The 22095-nt window shown below is 47.0% G+C and carries 17 protein-coding genes; 12 read left to right on the top strand and 5 right to left on the bottom strand.

All coding sequences use genetic code 11. From position 1 onward, the window contains the following. The first annotated feature begins 95 nt into the window (after positions 1 to 95). From CIL02_RS07045 to CIL02_RS07020, 6 genes are all read left to right on the top strand, one after another. Positions 96 to 2570, top strand: a complete 2475-nt coding sequence (locus tag CIL02_RS07045; RefSeq protein WP_094400312.1) for a DNA translocase FtsK — start codon at positions 96 to 98, stop codon at positions 2568 to 2570. A 59-nt stretch (positions 2571 to 2629) separates the two neighbouring features. Further along, positions 2630 to 3238, top strand: a complete 609-nt coding sequence (locus CIL02_RS07040) for a LolA-like putative outer membrane lipoprotein chaperone (protein ID WP_094400310.1) — start codon at positions 2630 to 2632, stop codon at positions 3236 to 3238. Positions 3239 to 3288: 50 nt separating this feature from the next. Beyond that, the gene (locus CIL02_RS07035) at positions 3289 to 4788 is read left to right on the top strand and encodes a DUF5687 family protein (RefSeq protein ID WP_094400308.1); all 1500 of its coding nucleotides are present in this window, start codon (positions 3289 to 3291) and stop codon (positions 4786 to 4788) included. A 100-nt stretch (positions 4789 to 4888) separates the two neighbouring features. Next, positions 4889 to 7294, top strand: coding sequence for a ferrous iron transport protein B (gene feoB / locus CIL02_RS07030; protein WP_094400306.1), 2406 nt, complete (start codon positions 4889 to 4891; stop codon positions 7292 to 7294). A gap of 166 nt (positions 7295 to 7460) precedes the next feature. Next, entirely contained in the window at positions 7461 to 9125 is a 1665-nt protein-coding gene (locus CIL02_RS07025; RefSeq protein ID WP_094400304.1) for an AMP-binding protein, read from the top strand. Positions 9126 to 9154: 29 nt separating this feature from the next. Next, positions 9155 to 10813 (top strand): AMP-binding protein, encoded by a 1659-nt coding sequence (locus CIL02_RS07020; RefSeq protein WP_094400344.1) that lies wholly within the window; start codon positions 9155 to 9157, stop codon positions 10811 to 10813. A 101-nt stretch (positions 10814 to 10914) separates the two neighbouring features. Here CIL02_RS07020 and CIL02_RS07015 read toward each other — a convergent pair whose 3' ends face one another. Continuing rightward, positions 10915 to 11316, bottom strand: a complete 402-nt coding sequence (locus CIL02_RS07015) for a hypothetical protein (RefSeq protein ID WP_094400302.1) — start codon at positions 11314 to 11316, stop codon at positions 10915 to 10917. A 69-nt stretch (positions 11317 to 11385) separates the two neighbouring features. Here CIL02_RS07015 and lepA point away from each other — a divergent pair, with 69 nt between their 5' ends. The 6 genes from lepA to CIL02_RS06990 all read left to right on the top strand — a co-directional run bounded on the left by lepA (position 11386) and on the right by CIL02_RS06990 (position 17959). Further along, positions 11386 to 13167 (top strand): translation elongation factor 4, encoded by a 1782-nt coding sequence (gene lepA, locus CIL02_RS07010; protein ID WP_094400300.1) that lies wholly within the window; start codon positions 11386 to 11388, stop codon positions 13165 to 13167. 71 nt (positions 13168 to 13238) lie between these two features. After that, complete coding sequence (locus tag CIL02_RS07005) at positions 13239 to 13838, top strand: Crp/Fnr family transcriptional regulator (RefSeq protein WP_094400298.1); 600 nt, start codon at positions 13239 to 13241, stop codon at positions 13836 to 13838. Between the two features lie 374 nt (positions 13839 to 14212). Continuing rightward, positions 14213 to 14377: a hypothetical protein gene (locus CIL02_RS16310; RefSeq protein WP_170935038.1), complete on the top strand. Its 165-nt coding sequence runs from the start codon at positions 14213 to 14215 to the stop codon at positions 14375 to 14377. 860 nt (positions 14378 to 15237) lie between these two features. Further along, on the top strand, positions 15238 to 16323 hold the full coding sequence (locus tag CIL02_RS07000; protein ID WP_094400296.1) for an adenine-specific methyltransferase EcoRI family protein: 1086 nt from the start codon (positions 15238 to 15240) through the stop codon (positions 16321 to 16323). After that, entirely contained in the window at positions 16320 to 17444 is a 1125-nt protein-coding gene (locus CIL02_RS06995; RefSeq protein ID WP_240513564.1) for a DUF262 domain-containing protein, read from the top strand. Before CIL02_RS07000 ends, CIL02_RS06995 begins: the two co-directional genes overlap by 4 nt. Before the next feature lie 26 nt (positions 17445 to 17470). Then, positions 17471 to 17959 carry a hypothetical protein gene (locus CIL02_RS06990; protein ID WP_141210153.1) on the top strand — a complete coding sequence of 163 codons (489 nt, stop codon included), beginning with the start codon at positions 17471 to 17473 and terminating at the stop codon, positions 17957 to 17959. Positions 17960 to 18397: 438 nt separating this feature from the next. Here CIL02_RS06990 and CIL02_RS06985 read toward each other — a convergent pair whose 3' ends face one another. From CIL02_RS06985 to CIL02_RS06970, 4 genes are all read right to left on the bottom strand, one after another. Next, positions 18398 to 18829: a HEPN domain-containing protein gene (locus CIL02_RS06985; RefSeq protein WP_094400292.1), complete on the bottom strand. Its 432-nt coding sequence runs from the start codon at positions 18827 to 18829 to the stop codon at positions 18398 to 18400. After that, the gene (locus tag CIL02_RS06980) at positions 18826 to 19155 is read right to left on the bottom strand and encodes a nucleotidyltransferase domain-containing protein (RefSeq protein ID WP_094400290.1); all 330 of its coding nucleotides are present in this window, start codon (positions 19153 to 19155) and stop codon (positions 18826 to 18828) included. The genes CIL02_RS06985 and CIL02_RS06980 overlap by 4 nt, the downstream gene beginning before the upstream one ends. Then, the gene (locus tag CIL02_RS06975; RefSeq protein WP_094400288.1) at positions 19152 to 19469 is read right to left on the bottom strand and encodes a nucleotidyltransferase domain-containing protein; all 318 of its coding nucleotides are present in this window, start codon (positions 19467 to 19469) and stop codon (positions 19152 to 19154) included. Before CIL02_RS06975 ends, CIL02_RS06980 begins: the two co-directional genes overlap by 4 nt. A 224-nt stretch (positions 19470 to 19693) precedes the next feature. Next, positions 19694 to 21985, bottom strand: coding sequence for an NADP-dependent malic enzyme (locus CIL02_RS06970; protein WP_094400286.1), 2292 nt, complete (start codon positions 21983 to 21985; stop codon positions 19694 to 19696). Between the last annotated feature and the right edge of the window lie 110 nt (positions 21986 to 22095).

Here is a 22095-nt window from a genome sequence, read left to right as displayed (position 1 = left end):
TTACGATTTGCAAAATTAGAAAAAAGTTAGCAAATTATGGAAGAATCTGAGTTTTTTACGCTATTTTTGCAGTTAAAAAACGAAACATTTGACAAATGGCAAAGAAAAAGACAGACCGAAAGAACAAAAATACAAATGAGACACGAGGCATCAGAAGCATTATTTCCAACGAGACCACTGATGCCATGTTTGGCCTAATACTCATAGCGATAGCCATAGTAATGATTATCGCCATGGGGTCATTTTTCGCTACAGGAGCGGCCGACCAGAGCATCCTGGAGAACATGCGGCCTGGCGAGTGGCTCAACAGCGACAAGCAATTCACCAACTACTGCGGCTCCTTGGGAGCATTGCTGGCATACTACCTTATGACAGTAAACTTCGGTTTACCGGCATTCATCATACCCGTATTCGTAATTATGGTAGGACTGAAACTGTTACGGGCATACAACGTAAACTTATGGAAGTGGTTCTTCGGAATGGCTCTCGTAATGATTTGGTCGTCGGTGACATTCGCCAAGATACTGACTCCCATCATGAGCGGGCTGATATTCAATCCCGGAGGCAACCACGGACTATACTGCGTACAGCAACTGGAAAACCTCATAGGTCCTCCCGGACTGACAGCCATTCTATTCCTTGTTGCGACAGCCTTCTTGGCTTACCTCAGCGCAGAGACCATTGAGGTGATAAGGAAAACTCTGAACCCCGTGGAATACCTTACATCAAAGATAAAGTTCAGCGTCACCAATACCCTGCACAAAGACGAGGAAGGAGTAGTGGAACCCATCTATGAGCAGAACTATGGCGACAGCGAAGACACATACAACAGCATAGACAACAGTAGCGACGGGGAGAAGGCACAGACTGTTGACTTGACTGATACCGAGGGTGTGCAGACACAGGCCATAATGGTTGAGCAGCCCGATGAACAGGACGGAGAGAACACGCTGAACGAGGAAGTGGACTGTGACCTGACGGTAACAGCGGCACCTGCCGTGGAGCAAGGACAAGGACGTGACCTTACAATAGAGGATATAATGAAAACCCCGATAAATCCCCTCGAACCGTTTGTCAACTACAAGAAGCCAGGACTTGACCTTCTAAAGAAATACGAGGACAACAACAGACCCGTCGTTGACATGGAGGAGATTACGGCCAACAAGAACCGCATCGTAGAGGTTCTCGACAGCTTCGGCGTGAAGATTAGCCGGATAAGCGCTACCGTCGGACCAACCATCACCCTATATGAGATTACTCCCGCCGAGGGCGTGAGAATAAACAAGATCAGAAATCTTGAGGATGACATCGCCCTGAACCTGGCAGCATTGGGAATACGTATCATCGCCCCAATACCTGGACGCGGAACCATCGGTATAGAGGTTCCAAACAAGAAACCGCAGATTGTCTCCATGGAGAGCGTCATAAACTCGAAGAAATTCAAGGAGTCGAGGATGGAGCTGCCCGTAGTGATTGGAAAGACTATCTCGAACGATGTCTTCATGTTCGACCTGCACAAGCTGCCCCACCTTCTCGTGGCCGGTGCCACAGGACAGGGAAAGTCTGTTGGTCTTAACGCCATCATCACATCGTTGCTTTACAAGAAACACCCCAACGAGCTGAAATTCGTACTTGTAGACCCGAAGAAGGTGGAATTCTCCATATACAACCAGATAACATCGCACTACATGGCATCGCTGCCCGAAAACGAGGACGAGCCTATCATCACGGATGTCAACAAGGTTGTAAGGACTCTCAACTCCCTGTGCAAGCTCATGGACCACAGGTACGACATGCTGAAGATGGCTCAGGTAAAGAAGATTGAGGAATACAACGACAAGTTCATCAACCACCACCTCGACCTTACGAAGGGGCATGAGTACATGCCTTACATAGTGGTCATCATCGACGAGTTCGGAGACCTCATCATGACCGCCGGCAAGGAGATAGAGCTGCCAATAGCACGTATCGCACAGCTGGCACGTGCCGTAGGCATACACATGGTGATAGCCACCCAGCGACCGACAACGAAGATTATCACAGGTAACATCAAGGCCAACTTCCCCGGACGTATTGCCTTCCGCGTGACATCAGTAGTTGACTCAAGAACCATCCTCGACCGCAAGGGAGCCGAGCAACTGGTGGGCAAGGGCGACATGCTGTTCCTTGCCGGTGGCGACCCCATACGCGTGCAATGCGCATTCATAGACACACCGGAGATAGAAAACGTCAATGACTTCATCTCCAACCAGCCAGGACCAGTCGCTCCAATGGAGCTTCCAGAACCTGCCGATGAGGGCAGCGGTGACTTCAGTGGTGACGGCTCTGCCGACCTGAAGAGCCTCGACCCATTCTTCGAGGAGGCAGCCCATGCCATTGTGGTATCGCAGCAAGGCTCGACAAGCATGATACAACGGCGCTTCTCTATAGGTTACAACAGGGCAGGAAGACTTATGGACCAGCTTGAGGCCGCAGGCATTGTTGGCGCACAATTGGGATCAAAGCCGCGTGACGTGCTCATCACAGACGAGAACACACTGAACACACTTCTCGCCAAGCTCAGAGGATAAGCAGGAGCCAGGCGAAACAAGAACAAAACATACATTAATATATATAACAACATCAAGACATGAAAACTAAACTGATTTCACTCATAATGGTCCTGTTCTGCATCAACGCCACAGCACAGAATGCAGAGCAGGCAAAGAAGATACTCGACAAGACTGCTGCCGTAGTGGGCAACAAGAACGGAGCAAGCGCAAACTTCAAGATGTCGAGCGAGAAAATAGGCACGGCAACGGGAACCATCGCCATAAAGGGAAAGAAATTTCAGGCTACCACACCAAAGGCTATTGTGTGGTTCGACGGAAAGACACAATGGAGCTACCTGAAGTCGACCAACGAGGTAAACATCACTACTCCCACAGAGGCCAAGCGAATGAAGATGAACCCTTATACCTTCATTACGATGTACAAGAGCGGCTACAATATGGGGGTGAAGACTTCCGGCAACAACTACGTCGTTCACCTGACGGCACAGAACAAGCAACGCAGCGTGCAGGAGCTGTACGTTACCGTGAACAAGACCAAGTATACCCCTGTACAGGTAAGGATGAGAGAAGGCAACACATGGACTACCATCAACATCAGCAACTTCAAGGCAGCAAAGCTGCCCGACTCTGCATTCACCTTCAATGCCAAGGACTATCCTACAGCCGAAGTTGTAGACCTAAGGTAAGAGGACACGCAGAAATAAAGACATAACAGATATATAAAAACAGCCGCGAGATGAACAAAATCGAGATATTCAAGGCTCTGTACCGCCACAGACGACTTGCCGAGAAACGTGACCCCATGTACTCACAGAACAAGGCGGCAAAATGGATTATTGGCTTCATGTCATTGTTCATCATCGCCTACCTGATGTTCTTTGCCGTGATATTCGCATTGGCGGTAAACTCCAGCCGCAACACTACAGCCCTGGAGATGATGCTTGGCATCATGCCTTTCGTCATGGCGGTAGACTTCGGAGTAAGGTGGCTGTCACAGCAAACTCCCTCGCAGATCATCAAGCCGTATATCCTGCTGCCCCTGCCACGGTATGCCTGCATAGACACGTTCATCTTCAGGTCACTCTTCAACTCCGGCAATACGATATGGCTCGCCATGCTCCTACCCTATTGCCTTATGTCGGTATTCTTCGCCTATGGTCTCGGCTCGTGCCTGCTGCTGATCTGCATGTTCATGATACTGGTGCTTGCCGACAGCCAGTGGTACTCCATAGTGAGAACGCTCGTTCTGAACCATCAGCTATGGTGGCTGCTGCCTTTAGGTGTCTATGCCCTGGTATTCTCTCCGCTGTACTTTAGTTTTGACGAGTTCTTCGACTTTTACAGCCATATCGGCACCTTGCTCGACAAGGGTAGTCTCCTGCCGTTGGCTGCCGCATTATTGTTGCTGGCAGCACTGACGGCCGTCAACAGGAAACTGCAATACGACAACGTCATGGCAGAAATAGGACGGGCACCAAAGGCCACTACCATCAAGCACGTTTCTGAGTTCAGCTTCCTGAATAGTTATGGCGAGATTGGCGAATACCTGAAACTGGAGATAAAGAGCCTTCTGCGCAACAAGAACCCGCGCAAGAGCTTCATCAGCGCTACGGTGCTGGTGGTATTGATAACTCTCATATGCACCTTCTCTGACGTCTACGACGGAGTAGGGATGACAAACTTCTGGTGTCTGTACAACCTCGTTGTATATGCGTCAATGCTCCTGATTAAGGTGATGGGCAACGAGGGCAACTATATCGATGCGCTGATGGTACACAAGGAGAACATCCTCTCCTTGCTCAGAGCCAAGTACATATTCTTCTGCGGACTGATACTTGTCCCCACCCTGTTGCTGATGCCAACGGTCATCATGGGTAAATGGACATTGTGGATGATTCTGTCATACGCCCTGTTCACCATAGGATTCCAGTACTTCGTCATCTTCCAGATGGCTGTATACAACAAGACCTCTATTCCGCTAAATACCAAATTTACGAGCAAAAACGGAGTGGAGAACAACTACTTGCAGATTGTCATCAGTCTGTCTGTATTTATAGTCCCTATCACATTTGTTGAAATTCTCCAGTCATTCCTAAGCGAAATGGTTGCTTACGGCATAATGGCTGTCATAGGAATGTCGTTTGTCATAACCAACAAGCTGTGGATACGCAACATATATACCAGGCTGATGGCACGCCGTTACGAAAACATGGAGGGATTTCGCAGCAGCAGATAGGACAAGTACCCAAAGGCTCATTATTTGTAGGTATTTTCATCCATAATGCCGTTATGACGCAACTTTTTACTATCTTTGCAATAAAAGAAATTATTAGCAGATGAGGTTATCCGATTTAAAGACTGGCGAGCGTGGCGTAATAGTAAAAGTGAAAGGCCACGGAGGTTTCAGGAAAAGAATTGTTGAGATGGGGTTCATCAAGGGCAAGAGCGTTGACGTACTGCTCAACGCCCCGCTCCAAGACCCCGTGAAATACAAGATTATGGGTTACGAGGTGTCTTTGCGACGCTCCGAAGCTGATAACATTGAGGTTGTATCGACCGAAGAGGCAAAGATGCTCAGCGACATTCAGGAAAGCGAGCATCCCTCATACATCAACACACCTGCTTCATGCGACATGCCACTCACTGACAAGATGATGGTAGACGCGGCCATGAAACGCCGCAAGTGCATCAACGTAGCACTTGTCGGCAATCCCAACTGCGGCAAGACCTCACTATTCAACTTTGCATCAGGAGCACACGAGCGAGTGGGCAACTACTCTGGCGTGACAGTAGACGCAAAGGTGGGCACAGCCCACTTTGAGGGTTACGAGTTCAACATCGTAGACCTGCCGGGCACCTACTCCCTGTCAGCCTACTCGCCCGAGGAACTGTACGTCCGCAAGCAGATTATAGAGCATACACCCGACATCATCATCAACGTCATAGACTCAAGCAACCTTGAGCGCAACCTTTACCTCACGACACAACTCGTAGACATGCACCTGAGGATGGTTTGCGCCCTGAACATGTTTGACGAGACTGAGAAGAGAGGAGACGTAGTGAACTACGACAAGCTGTCGGAACTGTTCGGCATACCGATGGTGCCCACCGTGTTCACCTCCGGACGAGGTGTCGACGATCTGTTCTCTGCTGTTATAAAACTATACGAGGGAACAGAGGACGAGGAGGCACACTTCAGGCATATACACATCAACCACGGACATGAGATTGAGGACGGCATATCACGCATACAGAAATATCTGAAGGAGGATGCCGTCATACGCCAACGCTACTCTACCCGATACCTTGGCATTAAGCTTATGGAGCGTGACCGCGATGTGGAGAAATTCATCAACACCCTACCAAACGCCAAGGAGATATTTAACGAGCGAGACCTGGCTGCTGAAAGAGTGCAGGAGGAAATGAAGGAGGACAGCGAGACGGCCATAATGGATGCTAAATACGGTTTCATTCATGGTGCCCTGAGCGAGGCCTCGTATGCTACGGGCCAGAACAAGGACACATACCAGATGACGCACCTCATAGACAGGGTTATCACAAACCGATACCTCGGCTTTCCTATCTTCATAGCCATGATATGGCTGATGTTCGAGACAACATTCTCGCTCGGACAATATCCCATGGACTGGATTGAGGCTGCCGTGGGATGGATAGGAGGAGCCGTAAGCAGCTACATGCCCGACGGACCGCTCAAGGCTATGATTGCCGACGGAATTATTGGTGGTGTAGGTTCTGTCATCGTGTTCCTGCCACAGATTCTGATTCTTTACTTCTTCATATCCTTCATGGAGGATTCCGGCTACATGGCAAGGGCAGCATTCATCATGGACAAGATAATGCACAAGATGGGACTGCACGGCAAGTCGTTCATACCACTGATAATGGGGTTCGGATGCAACGTTCCTGCCGTGATGGCAACCAGAACCATAGAGAGCAAGCGCAGCCGGCTCATTACGATGATGATTCTTCCGATGATGAGCTGCTCCGCCCGACTACCTATTTATATCATGATTACCGGAACGTTCTTCGCCTTGGAATACAGGTCGGCAATAATGATCTCGCTCTATATGGTTGGAATAGCCATGTCCATAATCATGAGCCGCATCTTCAGCCGTTATCTCATCAAGGGCGAGGACACCCCGTTCGTGATGGAGCTGCCACCCTACCGTTTCCCAACATGGAAGGCCATGGCAAGACACACGTGGGAGAAAGGAAAACAGTATCTCAGGAAAATGGGAGGAGTCATCCTAGTAGCCAGCATAATTGTCTGGGCCTTGGGATATTTTCCACACGATGAGAGTCTCTCACCACAGAAACAACAGGAACAGAGTTATATCGGCATGATTGGCAAAAGCGTGGAACCGCTGTTCCGTGCGCAGGGCTTCGACTGGAAACTTGATGTGGGCCTGCTATCAGGCGTGGGAGCTAAGGAGATTGTAGCCTCAACCATGGGTGTACTATATGCTGACGACAGCAGCTTCGCCGATGACAACACAAAATACTCACTATTGCGAAACAGAATGCTCAGCGATGGTATCACACCTCTCTCCGCTTACTGCTTCCTGCTGTTCGTACTGCTTTACTTCCCATGCATAGCCACTATAGCAGCCATAAGGAGCGAGACCGGCTCGTGGCGATGGGCCATCTTCGCCGCAACCTACACCACCCTGCTTGCCTGGGTGGTCTCAGCAGCAGTCTACCAGATAGGCAGTCTTTTCTGAATAATTGGATACTTTTATGCCTATTCAGAACAATGCACACGCTCATACAATGTGCAAGAAACGGGAAAATCGAAAAAAGTTTGGGGATATATAAAATTTCTGCACAAAACGTTTGGGTGTGTGCATGAAAGATTGTATCTTTGCACATGAATTTGAAAAATGTGCAATGAAAAATATACCGAGCTTTAACTCGTACATAGAAAAGAGCATTATTGACAACTGGGATTTGGATGCCATGACAGATTACAAGGGAGCCACTCTCCAGTATCATGATGTAGCCCGCAAGATAGAGAAACTACACATTCTCTTTGAAAACTCTGGCGTGCAAAAAGGAGACAAGATAGCCTTGTGTGGCAGGAACAGCTCATGCTGGGCAGTTGCCTTTCTTGCTACCCTTACGTATGGTGCCGTGGTAGTGCCCATACAGCATGAGTTCACTCCCGACCAAGTATATAATATTGTAAACCACTCAGAGTCTAAGCTGCTTTTTGTCGGTGACGTTGTGGCAACAAGCATCGATGCAGACCAGATGCCCAACCTTGAGGGTATCATCTATATTCCCGATTACTCCATCGTTGTGTCACGCTCGCAGAAGTTGACCTTCGCACGTGAGCATCTCAATGAGATGTTTGGCAAGAAGTACCCGAAATATTTCCGCAAGGAACACGTGAAATATCATCATGACAGCGCTGAGGAACTGTCTATGATAAACTACACCAGCGGCACAACAGGCTTCTCCAAAGGAGTAATGCTACCCTACCGTGCCCTGTGGGGCAACCTCGACCTGATGTACGACGTTATTGGCAAGAACATCAAGAAGGGAAGCAACGTACTGAGCATACTGCCTATGGCGCATATGTATGGGCAGATGGTTGAGTTCATAGCAGAATTCTGTTTCGGCAACCATATATTTTTCCTCACCCGACTCCCGAGTCCATCTGTAGTGGCGCAGGCATTTGCTGAAGTAAAGCCTGCCATTGTAATCTCTGTTCCGATGGTAATAGAGAAGATTATCCGTAAGGAAATATTCCCCAAGGTGCAGACACCTAAGGCCAAGATTCTTATGAAGATGCCGGGAATAGGCAAGAAGGTGAAGGAGTACGTGTACAACATGGTGATGGAGGTCATGGGCGGCAACGCATATGAGGTAATGGTTGGCGGCGCAGGACTGAACCGTGAAATAGAACAGTTCCTTCTCGACATCAACTTCCCAATAACTATGGGATATGGCACCACCGAGACTGCTCCAATGATTACATTCAGCGACTATAAGGACTTTGTTGCAGGCTCGTGCGGCACGGCAGTAAAGCACATGGAGGTGAAAGTACTCAGCGACGACCCAGCCAACAAGCCAGGAGAGATTGTCACACGAGGACTGAACGTCATGCACGGCTACTACAAGAACGAGGAGGCCACAAAGGCTGTCCTCGACGAGGATGGCTGGTTCCATACCGGAGACTTGGCAACAATGAGTGAGGACGGCCACTTCTTCATCCGCGGACGCATCAAGAACATGTTGCTCGGAAGCAACGGACAGAATGTATATCCGGAGGAAATAGAGGACAAGCTCAACTCCATGGCCATGGTGTCAGAGAGCCTCATCGTCCAGAAAGGCGACAAGCTAATCGGAATGGTATATCCAGACCACGACGAGGCATCGGCAATGGGACTCAGCGAGGAGGACATTATGAGCGTAATGGAACAAAACCGCCTTGAGCTGAACGCCATATTGCCACACTTCAGCCGTCTTGCGGAGATACGCATCCACAACCAGGAATTTGAGAAAACAGCAAAGAAATCTATCAAACGGTACCTGTACAAGAACGTATGACAGGACCTGTAACCAAATTTGGACTTTATATGGAAATACCATCCTTCACAAAACTTATTGAGAGTAGCATCGTCAAGAATTGGGACAGAGATGCTCTCACCGATTTCAAGGGAGCCACACTACAATACCATGATGTGGCAAGGAAAATTGAAAAACTGCACATACTGTTCGAGAACTCTGGTGTAGTGAAAGGTGACAAGATTGCCTTGGCTGGCCGCAATAGCGCAAACTGGGCGGTAGCCTTTCTGGCAACACTAACCTATGGAGCCATTGCCGTACCAATACTCCATGAGTTCACAGCAGACCAAATCCATAACATCGTCAATCACTCTGACGCCAAGCTGCTTTTCGTTGGCGACATCGTGGCGACACAGATTGACACTACAAAGATGCCGGGACTGGAAGGAGTGATATACATTCCCGACTACTCTCTCGTACTGTCACGTACCAACAAGCTGACATATGCACGCGAGCATCTGAACGAGATGTTCGGAAAGAAATTCCCCAAATTTTTCCGTAAGGAACACGTAAGCTATCCTGCTGAGGAGAATGCCAACGACATGGCTCTCATCAACTACACGAGCGGAACGACAGGATTCTCCAAGGGAGTGATGATTCCATATCGTGCATTGTGGAGCAACTACGACTTTGCCATAGGAGTACTTGGCGACAAGGTGCATGCCGGCGACAATATCATCAGCATATTGCCTATGGCACACATGTACGGCATGGCCTTCGAGTTCATATTCGAGTTCCTCACAGGTTGCCACATATTCTTCCTCACCCGAGTACCATCTCCTGCCATCATAGCCCAGGCCTTTGCTGAGGTGAAGCCTATTATAATCATTGCCGTACCACTGGTAATTGAGAAAATCATACGCAAGAAGGTATTCCCCAAAATACAGACCAACCGCATGCGCCTGCTACTGAACATGCCCGTAATCAACAAGAAGGTTAACGAGAAGATATGCGATCAGGTAAAGGCAGCGTTTGGCGGAAAGTTCTATGAGATAATCATCGGTGGAGCAGCATTCAACCAGGAGGTGGAGAGCTTCCTCAAACGCATCAACTTCCCGTATACCGTAGGCTATGGAGCAACAGAGTGCGCACCTATCATCAGCTATGCCGACTACTCTACCTTCAAGCCAGGCAGCTGTGGACGCCCCGTCGTACACATGGAAGTGAAAATAGACAGCCACGACCCAGCTAATGTGCCTGGCGAGATACTGGCACGGGGTACTAACGTAATGTTAGGATATTACAAGAACGAGGAGGCTACCAGAAATACAATAGACGCTGACGGATGGTATCATACTGGCGACCTCGGAACGATGGATGCCGATGGCAACATCTTCATCAAGGGACGCTCCAAGAACATGCTCCTCAGCAGTAACGGACAGAACATCTACCCCGAGGAGATTGAGGACAAGCTCAACTCCATGACACTCGTCACTGAGAGTCTGGTGGTGCAGAGAGGCGAGAAGCTTGCCGCACTGATATACCCCGACTACGACGAGGCTTCAGTAATGGGACTGTCGACTGACGACCTCAAGAACGTAATGGAACAGAACAGGCTGGAATTGAACAACATTCTGCCTGCATACTCCAAGATAACAGAAGTAGAGATACTGGAGGAGGAATTTGAGAAGACACCGAAGAAGTCTATCAAGCGGTATCTGTACAAGTAACCATAGGAGCTATTCCCGATTGGAAACGGACGTGGCGCATACCTGATAAATTGGGTATGCGCCACGTCCGTTTTATTCTTCACACAGTGACGTGCAGGGCATCAGTAGTCCTTTGACGTCACGCTGACCTCAAGCAGCACCTTGCCAGTACTTTCCGAGCGGTAGACAAAGTGGAAACCGAAACCCGCATCCTTGTATGCCTTCATCCTCGTGTCGTTCCTCACTCCTGCCACCAGCACATCCTTTAGCTTCTGCCTGTTCTCGCCTATCACGTCTGCATTGTCCGCAGGACCCGTCAGCGTATAATAATAGTTGTATGTGTGTGTATGGCGGTCAAAAGTCAGGCTGTCTGTGCGCTGGTTCTGCTGCACTGGCGTGGGACAATATCGCTCAGTATAGTTTTTGGCTTCCTTCTCCGCCCTGTCATCAAGACTGTCATGGCACGATACCATAAGCAATGCCATAACAACAAAACAAAATACTTTCTGCATAAGTTTAACCATATTTTTTTGCAAAGATACAAATAATATCCGAAATTATTGTTATCTTTGCAACTTAAAGAAAGCATATTGATGAACAACATAAGGAATTTCTGCATAATAGCACACATAGACCACGGCAAGTCCACGCTTGCCGACCGTCTGCTTGAGTACACCAAGACTATTCAGATTACAGGAGGACAGATGCTCGACGACATGGACCTCGAACGCGAGCGAGGCATCACCATAAAGAGCCACGCCATACAGATGGAATATATGTCACATGGCGAGAAATACATTCTGAACCTCATTGACACTCCCGGGCATGTCGACTTCTCATACGAGGTGTCAAGGAGCATCGCAGCTTGCGAGGGAGCATTGCTAATCGTGGATGCCACTCAGGGTGTGCAGGCGCAGACCATCTCCAACCTCTACATGGCCATCGAGCACGACCTGGAGATTATTCCTGTCATCAACAAGATAGACATGCCGAGCGCAATGCCAGATGAGGTGGAGGACGAGATTGTAGACCTTATAGGATGCAAGAGAGAGGAGATACTGCGTGCGTCGGGTAAAACCGGAGAGGGCGTAGAGGCAATACTCGAGGCCATCGTAGAGCGCATACCGCACCCGGAGGGCAACCCTGAGGCTCCGTTGCAGGCACTCATCTTCGACTCTGTGTTCAACTCCTTCCGAGGCATCATAGCCTACTTTAAGATTGAGAACGGACACATCTCTAAAGGCGACAAGGTGAAGTTCTTCAATACAGGCATGGAATACACCGCCGATGAGGTAGGAGTGCTCAAGATGGACATGATACCACGCACTACAATATCAACGGGCGAGGTAGGCTACATCATCAGCGGCATCAAGGACGCCAAGGAAGTAAAGGTCGGCGATACCATAACGCACGTTGCCAACCCCTGCCAGAAAGCCATTGCCGGATTTCAGGAGGTGAAGCCCATGGTGTTCGCGGGCGTCTACCCCATCGACCCAAGCGACTACGAGAACCTTCGCGCCTCGCTTGAGAAGCTGCAGCTCAACGATGCCTCGCTGACCTTCATGCCCGAGTCATCGGTAGCTCTCGGCTTCGGCTTCCGCTGCGGATTTCTCGGACTGCTCCATATGGAGATTGTTCAGGAAAGACTCGACAGGGAGTTCAACATGGATGTCATAACAACGGTGCCCAACGTATCATACATGGTATACGACAAGCATGGCAACTCCAAAGAGGTTCACAACCCCTCCGGACTGCCAGACATCACCATGATAGAGCATATCGAGGAACCATACATCCGGGCAACCATCATCACCGACGCACTATTCATAGGCCCGATAATGAAACTATGCCTCGACAAGCGAGGCGAGCTCATCAAGCAGGAGTACGTGAGCGGCAACCGCGTAGAGCTGCATTTCATGATACCATTAGGTGAGATAGTCATCGACTTCTACGACAAGCTGAAGTCCATCTCCAAGGGCTACGCCTCATTCGACTACCATATCGACTCCTTCCGGCCATCTAAACTCGCCAAGCTCGACATACTGCTCAATGGCGAGGCAGTAGACGCCCTGTCGACACTCACTCATCAGGACAATGCCGTCACACTCGGCAGAAGGATGTGCGAGAAACTGAAAGACCTCATACCGAGACAGCAGTTCGACATTGCCATACAGGCTGCCATAGGTGCGAAGATTGTGGCACGCGAGACCATCAAGTGCGTACGCAAGGACGTTACCGCAAAATGCTACGGAGGAGACGTCAGCCGAAAGCGCAAACTACTTGAGAAACAGAAGAAGGGTAAGAAGAGAATGAAGCAGATTGGAAACGTAGAGGTACCGCAAAAGGCATTCCTCGCCGTACTCAAGCTCGACTGACGACAAGCCCATGGACCTAAAATGACATAAAACTAAAAATCACACATTAATTATATAAGGGGAGGAACCCGATGAAAGATCTAACAAGCACAACCAGAGACATTGCAAGAGAATTGGCAAGAAAATACAGTACGATGACTCACGACGAGCTTGACACACTCGAGAGCATCCTCGTGCCTATGAAATTCACCAAGGGGCAGACTATCCTGGCTGAAGGCGAGGTGTGCCGCAACATAATGTACATTGCCAAAGGCCTTGTGCGACAGTTCTACTTCAAGAAAGAAAAAGAGGTTACCGAGCACATGAGCGTGGAGGGCGGCATGATAATGTGTATAGAGAGCCTGTTCAAGGAGGAACCGACCAAACTTCAGGTAGAAGCTCTCGAACCTACCATAATGTACTTCCTGCCCAAACAGAGGCTGGAAGAGGTGGCACTGCACAATGTCAACATACAGATACTATACAGGAAAATTCTGGAGGAAAGCCTCATACAGTCACAGATTCATGCAGACCTCGTAAGGTTTGAGACCGCACAGGACAAGTACAAGAGAATGTGCAAGCTCGCACCACAGGTAGTCCTGCGTGCACCACTCGTCTACATAGCCAGCTATCTGCAGATGACTCCCGAAACTCTTTCACGCGTGCGTACAGCCGCCCTAAACGAGGAATAATAAAAGTACAGCAAATTATGAAGGTATCTTCGATGGACAACGAAGATACCTTCTTAAATTTTGCCAGTTTTATTCCATGTCATCTGGAAGCTAACATGACATAAATCAAAGCAAGAACACACCTGTTGTGTCCGCTCACAACAGCACCCAAAAACACCTAAAAAAGCACCATTTTTAATGTTCCAAGACAACCTTCTCGGTTTTTAACTTTTATTCACTATCCACAAACTGCTAATTATCAATACATTACGAAAAGGTTACAAAAAGAGCCTAAAAAAAAACTATAAAAAGTGTACGACTTATCAAAAAAAGCATTACCTTTGCATCGTTTTAATAAACAAATGATTGTTTTACAGATTTAAAAAGCAAAGAAAATGAAGAAATTAGTTTTTATGTTCGTAGCTATGGCTGCAATCTCTTTCGCATCATGTGGTAACAAGGCAGAGGCTCCTGCAGCTGACGTTGACACAACAGCTGTTGACACAACTGACACAACTGTAGTTGACACTACTGCTGTTGACACTACAGCCGCTGAGTAATTGTAGTAAGCTCGAATGAAAAAATGAGAGTTAGGGTGCGTCATACACATGTATGACGCACTTTTTTTGTGTTCATCCGACATTTCGAGTGATTACCATTTATAGCAGTGTGCTCTGTATTTGTTACCTTCATTGCCGATAAGGTTATAAATCTTGTCTGTGGCGTATTCATATTTGCGGTTCATGCTATATCTCGAGTGACAATATATTGTTGCGTGGTCTATGCATATATATATCATCCCTGATAAGGTTAATAACCTTAAGGCCGTAAGGTTAATAACCTTTCAGCCGTAAGGTTATTAACCTTATCAGGGATGCAAACGTATTCATGTCCTATGGCAAACTATTTCACCCACTTCAGTTAATAATATACTTCAGGAATAATATATAATAATGCGTCACTCCATATTTCTGATGAACCTTTTTTGTGCGTTAGGCTCAAATAAAACAAATTCTTCGCATTAAAATATTCCAAAGATACTTTCTCGTTTCAGATATTATTTGTAACTTTGGTGCGGATTTCATTCCGGTGAGCCAATGGTTCCTTCCGATGATTTCCAATGACATTGTGGGTAAAACAAAGCATTCGCTATTATTCGCGTTCAGCCAAAAGCGTAGGAAACTTTCATGGATATAACGTAACAAGAATAATATGTGACAGGGTGTCCGTAGATATTTATGGATACCTCTGACCGTACATTTAGCAATGCAATCACGCAATAGGCGTGGTGCATTCTTATGTACGGTCTGAGGTTTCCTTTCCTACGCTACCTCAAAGCTGAACGCAATAAGGTGCATCGCGCCATTATTGTGTCTCGGCGTGATTGATAGTTGAGTGCCAAACGACTATCAATATTTTTATGGCAAACAAAAACCTTAATGCAGCCAAGACGGCAAAGAAGGATGAGTTCTACACTCAGATGTCTGACATAGAGATGGAGTTGCAGCATTATTGGCAGCATTTCCATGATAAAGTTGTGCTGTGCAACTGCGACGACCCTTATGAAAGCAATTTCTTCAAGTATTTCGCTCTTCACTTCAATCATCTCGGATTGAAGAAACTCATCTGCACTTGTTATAATGGTTCTCCCATTCAAGGAGATGAATTGTCTTTGCCATTCGACTTTGAGGATGAAGAACCCAAGAAAATTGCCCATAAGGTGGTAATCTCAGAAGTGAAAGACCTTAACGGCGATGGAGCAGTTGACCTCTCGGATGTAAGAATACTTCTGCAAAACGACAAGAATGTACTCTCCACTCTCGAAACAGGCGACTTTCGTTCTAAGGAATGTATTGAGTTACTTAAAGAGGCAGATATCGTCGTGACAAATCCTCCATTCTCACTGTTTAGGGAATATATCGCTCAGTTGATGGAGTATGAGAAGAAGTTCTTGATAATTGGACATCAAAATGCAATTACCTATAAGGAGGTATTTCCATTAATTAAAGAAAATAGAATATGGTTGGGGTATGGTTTCAAAGGTGGAGCTGCTCACTTCTTTTCTCCATACGAAGATATCGCAACAGCAGGGGACCATCGTGAAGACATGATTAGAGTTTCTGGCGTAAATTGGTTTACTAATATGGAAATCCCAAAACGTAATGAGGAACTTGATTTAGTTTGCCGTTATTCACCAGAAGAATATCCTACATACGAAAATTATGATGCAATAGAAGTAAGCAAAACATCTGACATTCCATACGATTTTGCAGGAGCGATGGGAGTGCCGATTACATTCTTGGACAAATATAATCCTGAACAATTTGAGATAATTGGTCAGACTCAGGGAGATTCTGGAAAAGAGTTAGGTCTCAGACCATACGATAGAGCTTTGAAGAAATATAATAAGAGTCTTCGAGACGGTCAGTTGTATTATATGAAGAATGGTATTCCTGAGAAACCTTATGCACGAGTATTAATCCGCAACAAACATCCACGCCTATGATGACAATAAAGCAAATCAATGTGACCGTTGGCGAGATAACCAAGGGTTATGTCAACGACGAAGAGGAAGGAGTGAGAGGGTATAACGGTCTTCTCGACATCCGTCCAAAATACCAGCGTGAGTTTATATATAGTGATAAAGAACAGAAAGCCGTTATTGAGACGGTCTTAAAGGGCTATCCGCTGAATGTGATGTATTGGGTGAAAAGGAGCGAGGATGCAGAATGTCCATATGAAGTGATGGACGGACAGCAACGCACACTCTCGCTTTGCCAATATGTTGCAGGAAAATTCAGTGTAGGCGAGAAGAATTATTTCAATCAACCGGCTGACATACAGAAGCGAATCCTAAACTATCAGTTGACAGTTTATGTATGCGAAGGAGAAGAATCGGAGAAACTGGAATGGTTTAAAACCATCAACATTGCAGGCAAACCGCTCAACGATCAGGAGATTCACAATGCCGTCTATGCCGGTCCTTTTGTGAGTGATGCCAAGCGCCATTTCTCCAAGTCTAATTGTGGTGCCTATCGCTTGGGCAAGGACTTGATAAATGGCACTCCCATCCGTCAGGACTTTCTCAAAAAGGCTCTTGAATGGATGGTTGCCCACGAGACTCGCAATGGAAACCCACAAACACTTGTAGGCTATATGTCGCAACATCAGCACGACCCCAATGCCAACAACCTTTGGACATATTTCCAAAACGTATTGAATTGGGCAATGACCAACTTCAGCATGAAGAAGTTCAAGAAGATAATGAAAGGTCTCGATTGGGCACTTCTCTACGACACCTTCCATGAGCAGACGCTTGACATCGCTGCAATAGAGGAAGAAATATCCCGTCTCATGCGAGATAGCGACATTCAGAAGTCTCTCGGCATCATTCCCTATGTCCTCACCCGTGACGAACGTCATCTCGACCTACGCTCCTTCCCCGAAGACATCAAACTTGCCGTATGGGAAAAGCAGCACCACATCTGCCCCCATTGCCAAAAGGAATATCCCCTCGAACAGATGGAGGGCGACCACATAACCCCATGGCGCGAAGGCGGAAGGACTGTAGAATCCAACTGCCAAATGCTTTGCAGGGAGTGTAATAGAAGAAAAGGAAGTAAGTAACGTTTAACAATAAAAATCAAACACTTATGAAAAAGTTAATTTTATCAATCTTTGCATTATGTATGAGCACAATTGCAATTGCTCAAGAAAAAGTAGTAATTAAAGCTGGTACTATTGTTCCCCTTCAAGCTGCCCAAACTGTAAAAGCTGCAGACCTCAATGAGGGGCAGGTTGTAGATTTTGTAACTGTATCTCCTTTGACAATTGATGGGAAGACAGTTTTCGAAAGAGGTGCTATTGTAAAAGGTAAAGTTATAGAGGCAAAAAAGAGTACAATTGCTGGAACAAAAGGAAGACTTGTTATCTCCATACAAAAAATGACTCTGCCTAATGGTACACCCCTTTTCTTTTCCGATACAAATGTACGTGTATATGGAAAAAATAAAACACCGCTTGCGGTTGTGTTAGGCTGTTTTGTTTGGCCATGTATCTTTATTCCTGGCACAAAGGCACAGATGCCCCAAGGATATGAGGTCGAGGCAATGGTAGCAAGTAATACAGAGTATTGTTTCTAATTCAGCCAAGATTACCGATTATTAATAGAAAGACCTCATACAACTATCTATATAGTCAAGGTTATTAACTAGGGTGTCCAGTTCTGTGTTCTAATTTTCGAGTTAAAAAGAAGCTTGTACTTCTTCTAACATTATGAGAATCAGATGTTATGCAAACAACGAATACCCCCTCAATTATACATCGCTATTTTATGATTAAAAATTAGTCCATTTCAAATAAGTAACACTTTAAATATCAAAGCTTTGGAATTATATTGTAATATCAGAAAGTGGAACATAGAACTGGACTCCCTAATTAATAACCTTGCGCCAGATGGAAGTATATTGATTCAATCTTGCCTTTTATCTGCTTTATTATCCCCCCAAAAATGAATCAGTGCATTTATCCTTCACCCTTCACCAATCGTGTCGCAACCCCCGATAGCTTTTGTCATTTGTTTACTCGTCATGGCTGTCTGGCAAATCCAGAAGTTTCTCCTTTGCCATATCAACAATCTTTTTGATAAACTCTCCAGCTGGTTCTACTAATGGCAAAACATCAATATCCGACAAGCCGTATGTATCGTCATAATCACCGGTTTGGCGCATGGTGAAGAGTTTGTGATAAAGCCTTCCGTCATCTTTTGAACAAATGCCAGTATTTACAAAACGCATTCCAAATAGGTGGGTAACGCCTGCGTGAGTTTGAGCATTATCTCCATTTGCAATCAATAATGCAGACACTGCATTGTATGCAGCATAATACAACCTATTGGCTATTGTTTCCCAATATCCTAAAGGTAGAACACCTTTTGCTTGCTCGTAAGCCCTTAATGCCTTTTCAATTCTGAATTCGACAATGGCTTTTCTTTCCTCATTGCTTAAACTCATAACGTTATTCCTTCCTTTGTGACATTCTTATAAAATGGAGTAAAACTTTTTGCTTTCCACTCCTTTTCGGTGAACATAATGGGATTTATCATCTCATTGAGGTTCCAACCAAGTTCTCTGATGGGGTAGGTGATGTTGTCCATATCCTCAAGAGTGATGCATTCTTTATCAAGAAGAACTAAGATGTCCCAGTCTGAGTCAAGTCGTGCATCGCCTCTTGCCCTAGAGCCAAAAAGAATGGCTCGTGGCTTATATTGTGCATTTCGGCTAAGTATTCCCTCAATACCCTCTGCAATCAGCCATATATCTGTTGTTCCCTTACTCATATCAGCACCATTTTATCTTGTTCAACATTCATATAGAATGGGGTATATGAGTAACCCTCCCATTCTTTTTTAGAATACACTTGCGGATTGATTTCTTCATTCATATCCCACCCCAAAACCCTGAAGGGATATGCGTATTCATAGTCTTCAGATGTTAGTTGAGGCTTGTCTAACAGGATAAGAATATCCCAGTCGCTGTTTGCATGTTCCTCATGGCGAGCCCTCGACCCAAATAGCAACAATGAAGATTTTGGCGGCAATGTCTCCCTTGCCACTTTCTTGATGCTGTCTATGATATATTCATTGCTTGCCATATTAATCGAGTTTAACCGCTGTAAATATACTCATTATTCCTGAAACGGCAAAGGATTTTGAGGAAAATAATTCTTTTTTATATGGGTCATAGGGACATTCCTCTGGCCCATTATACGCCCTCTGCAAGATTGTTACTAAAGTTTACAAAAAAGCTGTCAGTTAACAGGTTCTGCTTAGATAGAACCTGTTAACTGACAGCGAGTCATAGATATGCGGAGCTTGCTTATTTCTTTCCCTGCTTGATTTTCTCCACGTATGCGTCGATGGTGGCTATGGCCGTGATGTTTACAATATCGCGGACGGAGCTTTCGGAGTCGGTAAAGTGGATAGGCTTGTTCAGTCCCATCTGTATCGGACCGATGATCTCCACGTCGTTAGAGAGCATCTGCAAGAGCTTGTATGCCGAGCGCGCACTGGTAAGATTGGGGAACACGAGTGTGTTGACATCCTTGCCAACCAGCTTCGAGAACGGATATTTCTGGTCTCTGAGCTCGCGGTTGAGAGCGTAGCCTATCTGCATCTCACCGTCAATGCACAATTCGGGCATTTCGTCCTGTACACGCTTGACGGCATTCTTCACCTTCAATGACCCAGGAGCAGTATCAGAGCCGAAGTTGGAATAGCTAATCAAGGCTATGTTTGGAGTCTCATTGAAGAACTTGACCGTCCTTGACGCAAGCTTGGCAATGTCCACGAGGTCGTCGGTGTTCGGGTCACCATTGACGAGCGTATCGGCAAGATACAGAACTCCCTTCGGACTGTTGATGATGTGCATGGTGCCGAAGGTAGAATTCTCTTCGCGTATGCCTATAACCTCCTTTGCCACCTTGATGGTATTCGAGTACTTGGTATACAGACCTGTAATGAAAGCATCGGCATCGCCCGTCTCCACCATCATCATACCGAAGTAGTTTCGCTCATACATCTTGTCGTACGCCTCCTGGAACGTATATCCGTCGCGTGCCCTCTTCTCAGCCAGATGCTTGGCGTATGTAGCACGTCTGCCCTGCTCCTGGTCTGCACGCATGTCGATAAGCTCAATGCCCGTAAGGTCGAGCTTCAGACGTGTGGCCATACGGCGCAGACGGTCTGGATTACCTAGAAGTACCGGATGGCAGATACCCTCCATCTTAGCCTGCACGGCAGCCTTCATCATGGTGTTGTGCTCACCCTCGGCGAAGACAACCCTCTGCGGGTGCTCAGCGGCAGTGGCGTGGATATATCGTGTGAGCTTCGTCTCCTGTCCGAGCAGCTGTCGGAGATTCTGCTTATACGAATCCCAGTCCGTGATAGGCGTGCGCGCTACCCCACTCTCCATGGCAGCCTTGGCAACCGCTGCGCTCACCTCGGTGATAAGTCGTGGGTCTACAGGTTTCGGAATGAAATACCTTGGGCCGAACGAAAGGTCGTTGACATGGTAGACCTCGTTCACAACATCAGGCACAGGTTGCTTGGCCAAGTCGGCAATGGCATGTACGGCAGCGAGCTTCATCTCCTCGTTGATGCTGCGTGCATGAACGTCGAGTGCTCCGCGGAATATGTATGGGAAGCCTATAACGTTGTTAATCTGGTTCGGATAGTCAGAGCGACCGGTAGACATAAGCACGTCGGGACGGCTTGCCATGGCATCCTCGTAGCTAATCTCCGGCACAGGATTGGCAAGTGCGAACACTATTGGCTTGGGAGCCATCGAGCGCACCATGTCCTGAGTAAGCACGTTGCCTTTGGACAGTCCTACGAAGACATCGGCGTCGCGCACAGCCTCCTCCAGAGTGTGTATGTCACGGCGGTCAGTAGCAAAGAGAGCCTTTTGCGGTGTAAGGTTTGTGCGGTCAGACGTGATTACGCCCTTTGAGTCGAGCATCACGATATTCTCAGTCTTGGCACCTATGGCCACATACAGCTTGGTACACGATATGGCAGCGGCACCTGCGCCGTTGACAACGATACGTACCTTAGATATATCCTTGCCTGCTACTTCCAGCGCATTCTTAAGTCCGGCAGCCGATATGATGGCTGTGCCATGCTGGTCATCGTGCATGACGGGTATGTCGAGAGTACGCTTGAGCCTCTCCTCAATATAGAAACATTCAGGAGCTTTTATGTCCTCAAGGTTTATTCCGCCGAACGTTGGCGCAATCTTCTCTACAGCCTCGCAGAATTTCTCCGGGTCTTTCTCATCAACCTCAATATCGAAGACGTCAATACCACCATAAATCTTGAACAGCAACCCCTTACCCTCCATAACGGGTTTTCCACTCATCGCACCTATATCGCCCAGTCCGAGTACGGCAGTGCCATTGGATATCACAGCTACAAGGTTTCCCTTGTCGGTATACTTGTAGACATCGTCGGGGGTTTCCTGGATTTCCAGACATGGATATGCCACTCCGGGTGAATATGCCAGGCTTAGGTCTGTTTGTGTTGTGTACGGCTTAGTAGGCTTAACCTCTATTTTGCCGGGACGGCCATTGCTGTGGTATTCCAGCGCCGCCTCTTTAGTTATCTTTACCATAAGAAGTATTTTGTTTAAGTTTTCTTTTTCCCTTACGTAAGCGGCTGTAAGCTGGATGTATTCAAACCTTTCTTACCATGCCATCATCGAGCCACCTATTGATTATCAAG

Origin of the sequence: Prevotella sp. P3-122, from assembly GCF_002251365.1 — a bacterium.
In the GTDB taxonomy this organism is placed as follows: Bacteria; Bacteroidota; Bacteroidia; order Bacteroidales; family Bacteroidaceae; genus Prevotella.
The sequence above is the reverse complement of the archived record's forward strand: the minus strand, read 5'-3'. Positions and strand labels throughout refer to the sequence as shown.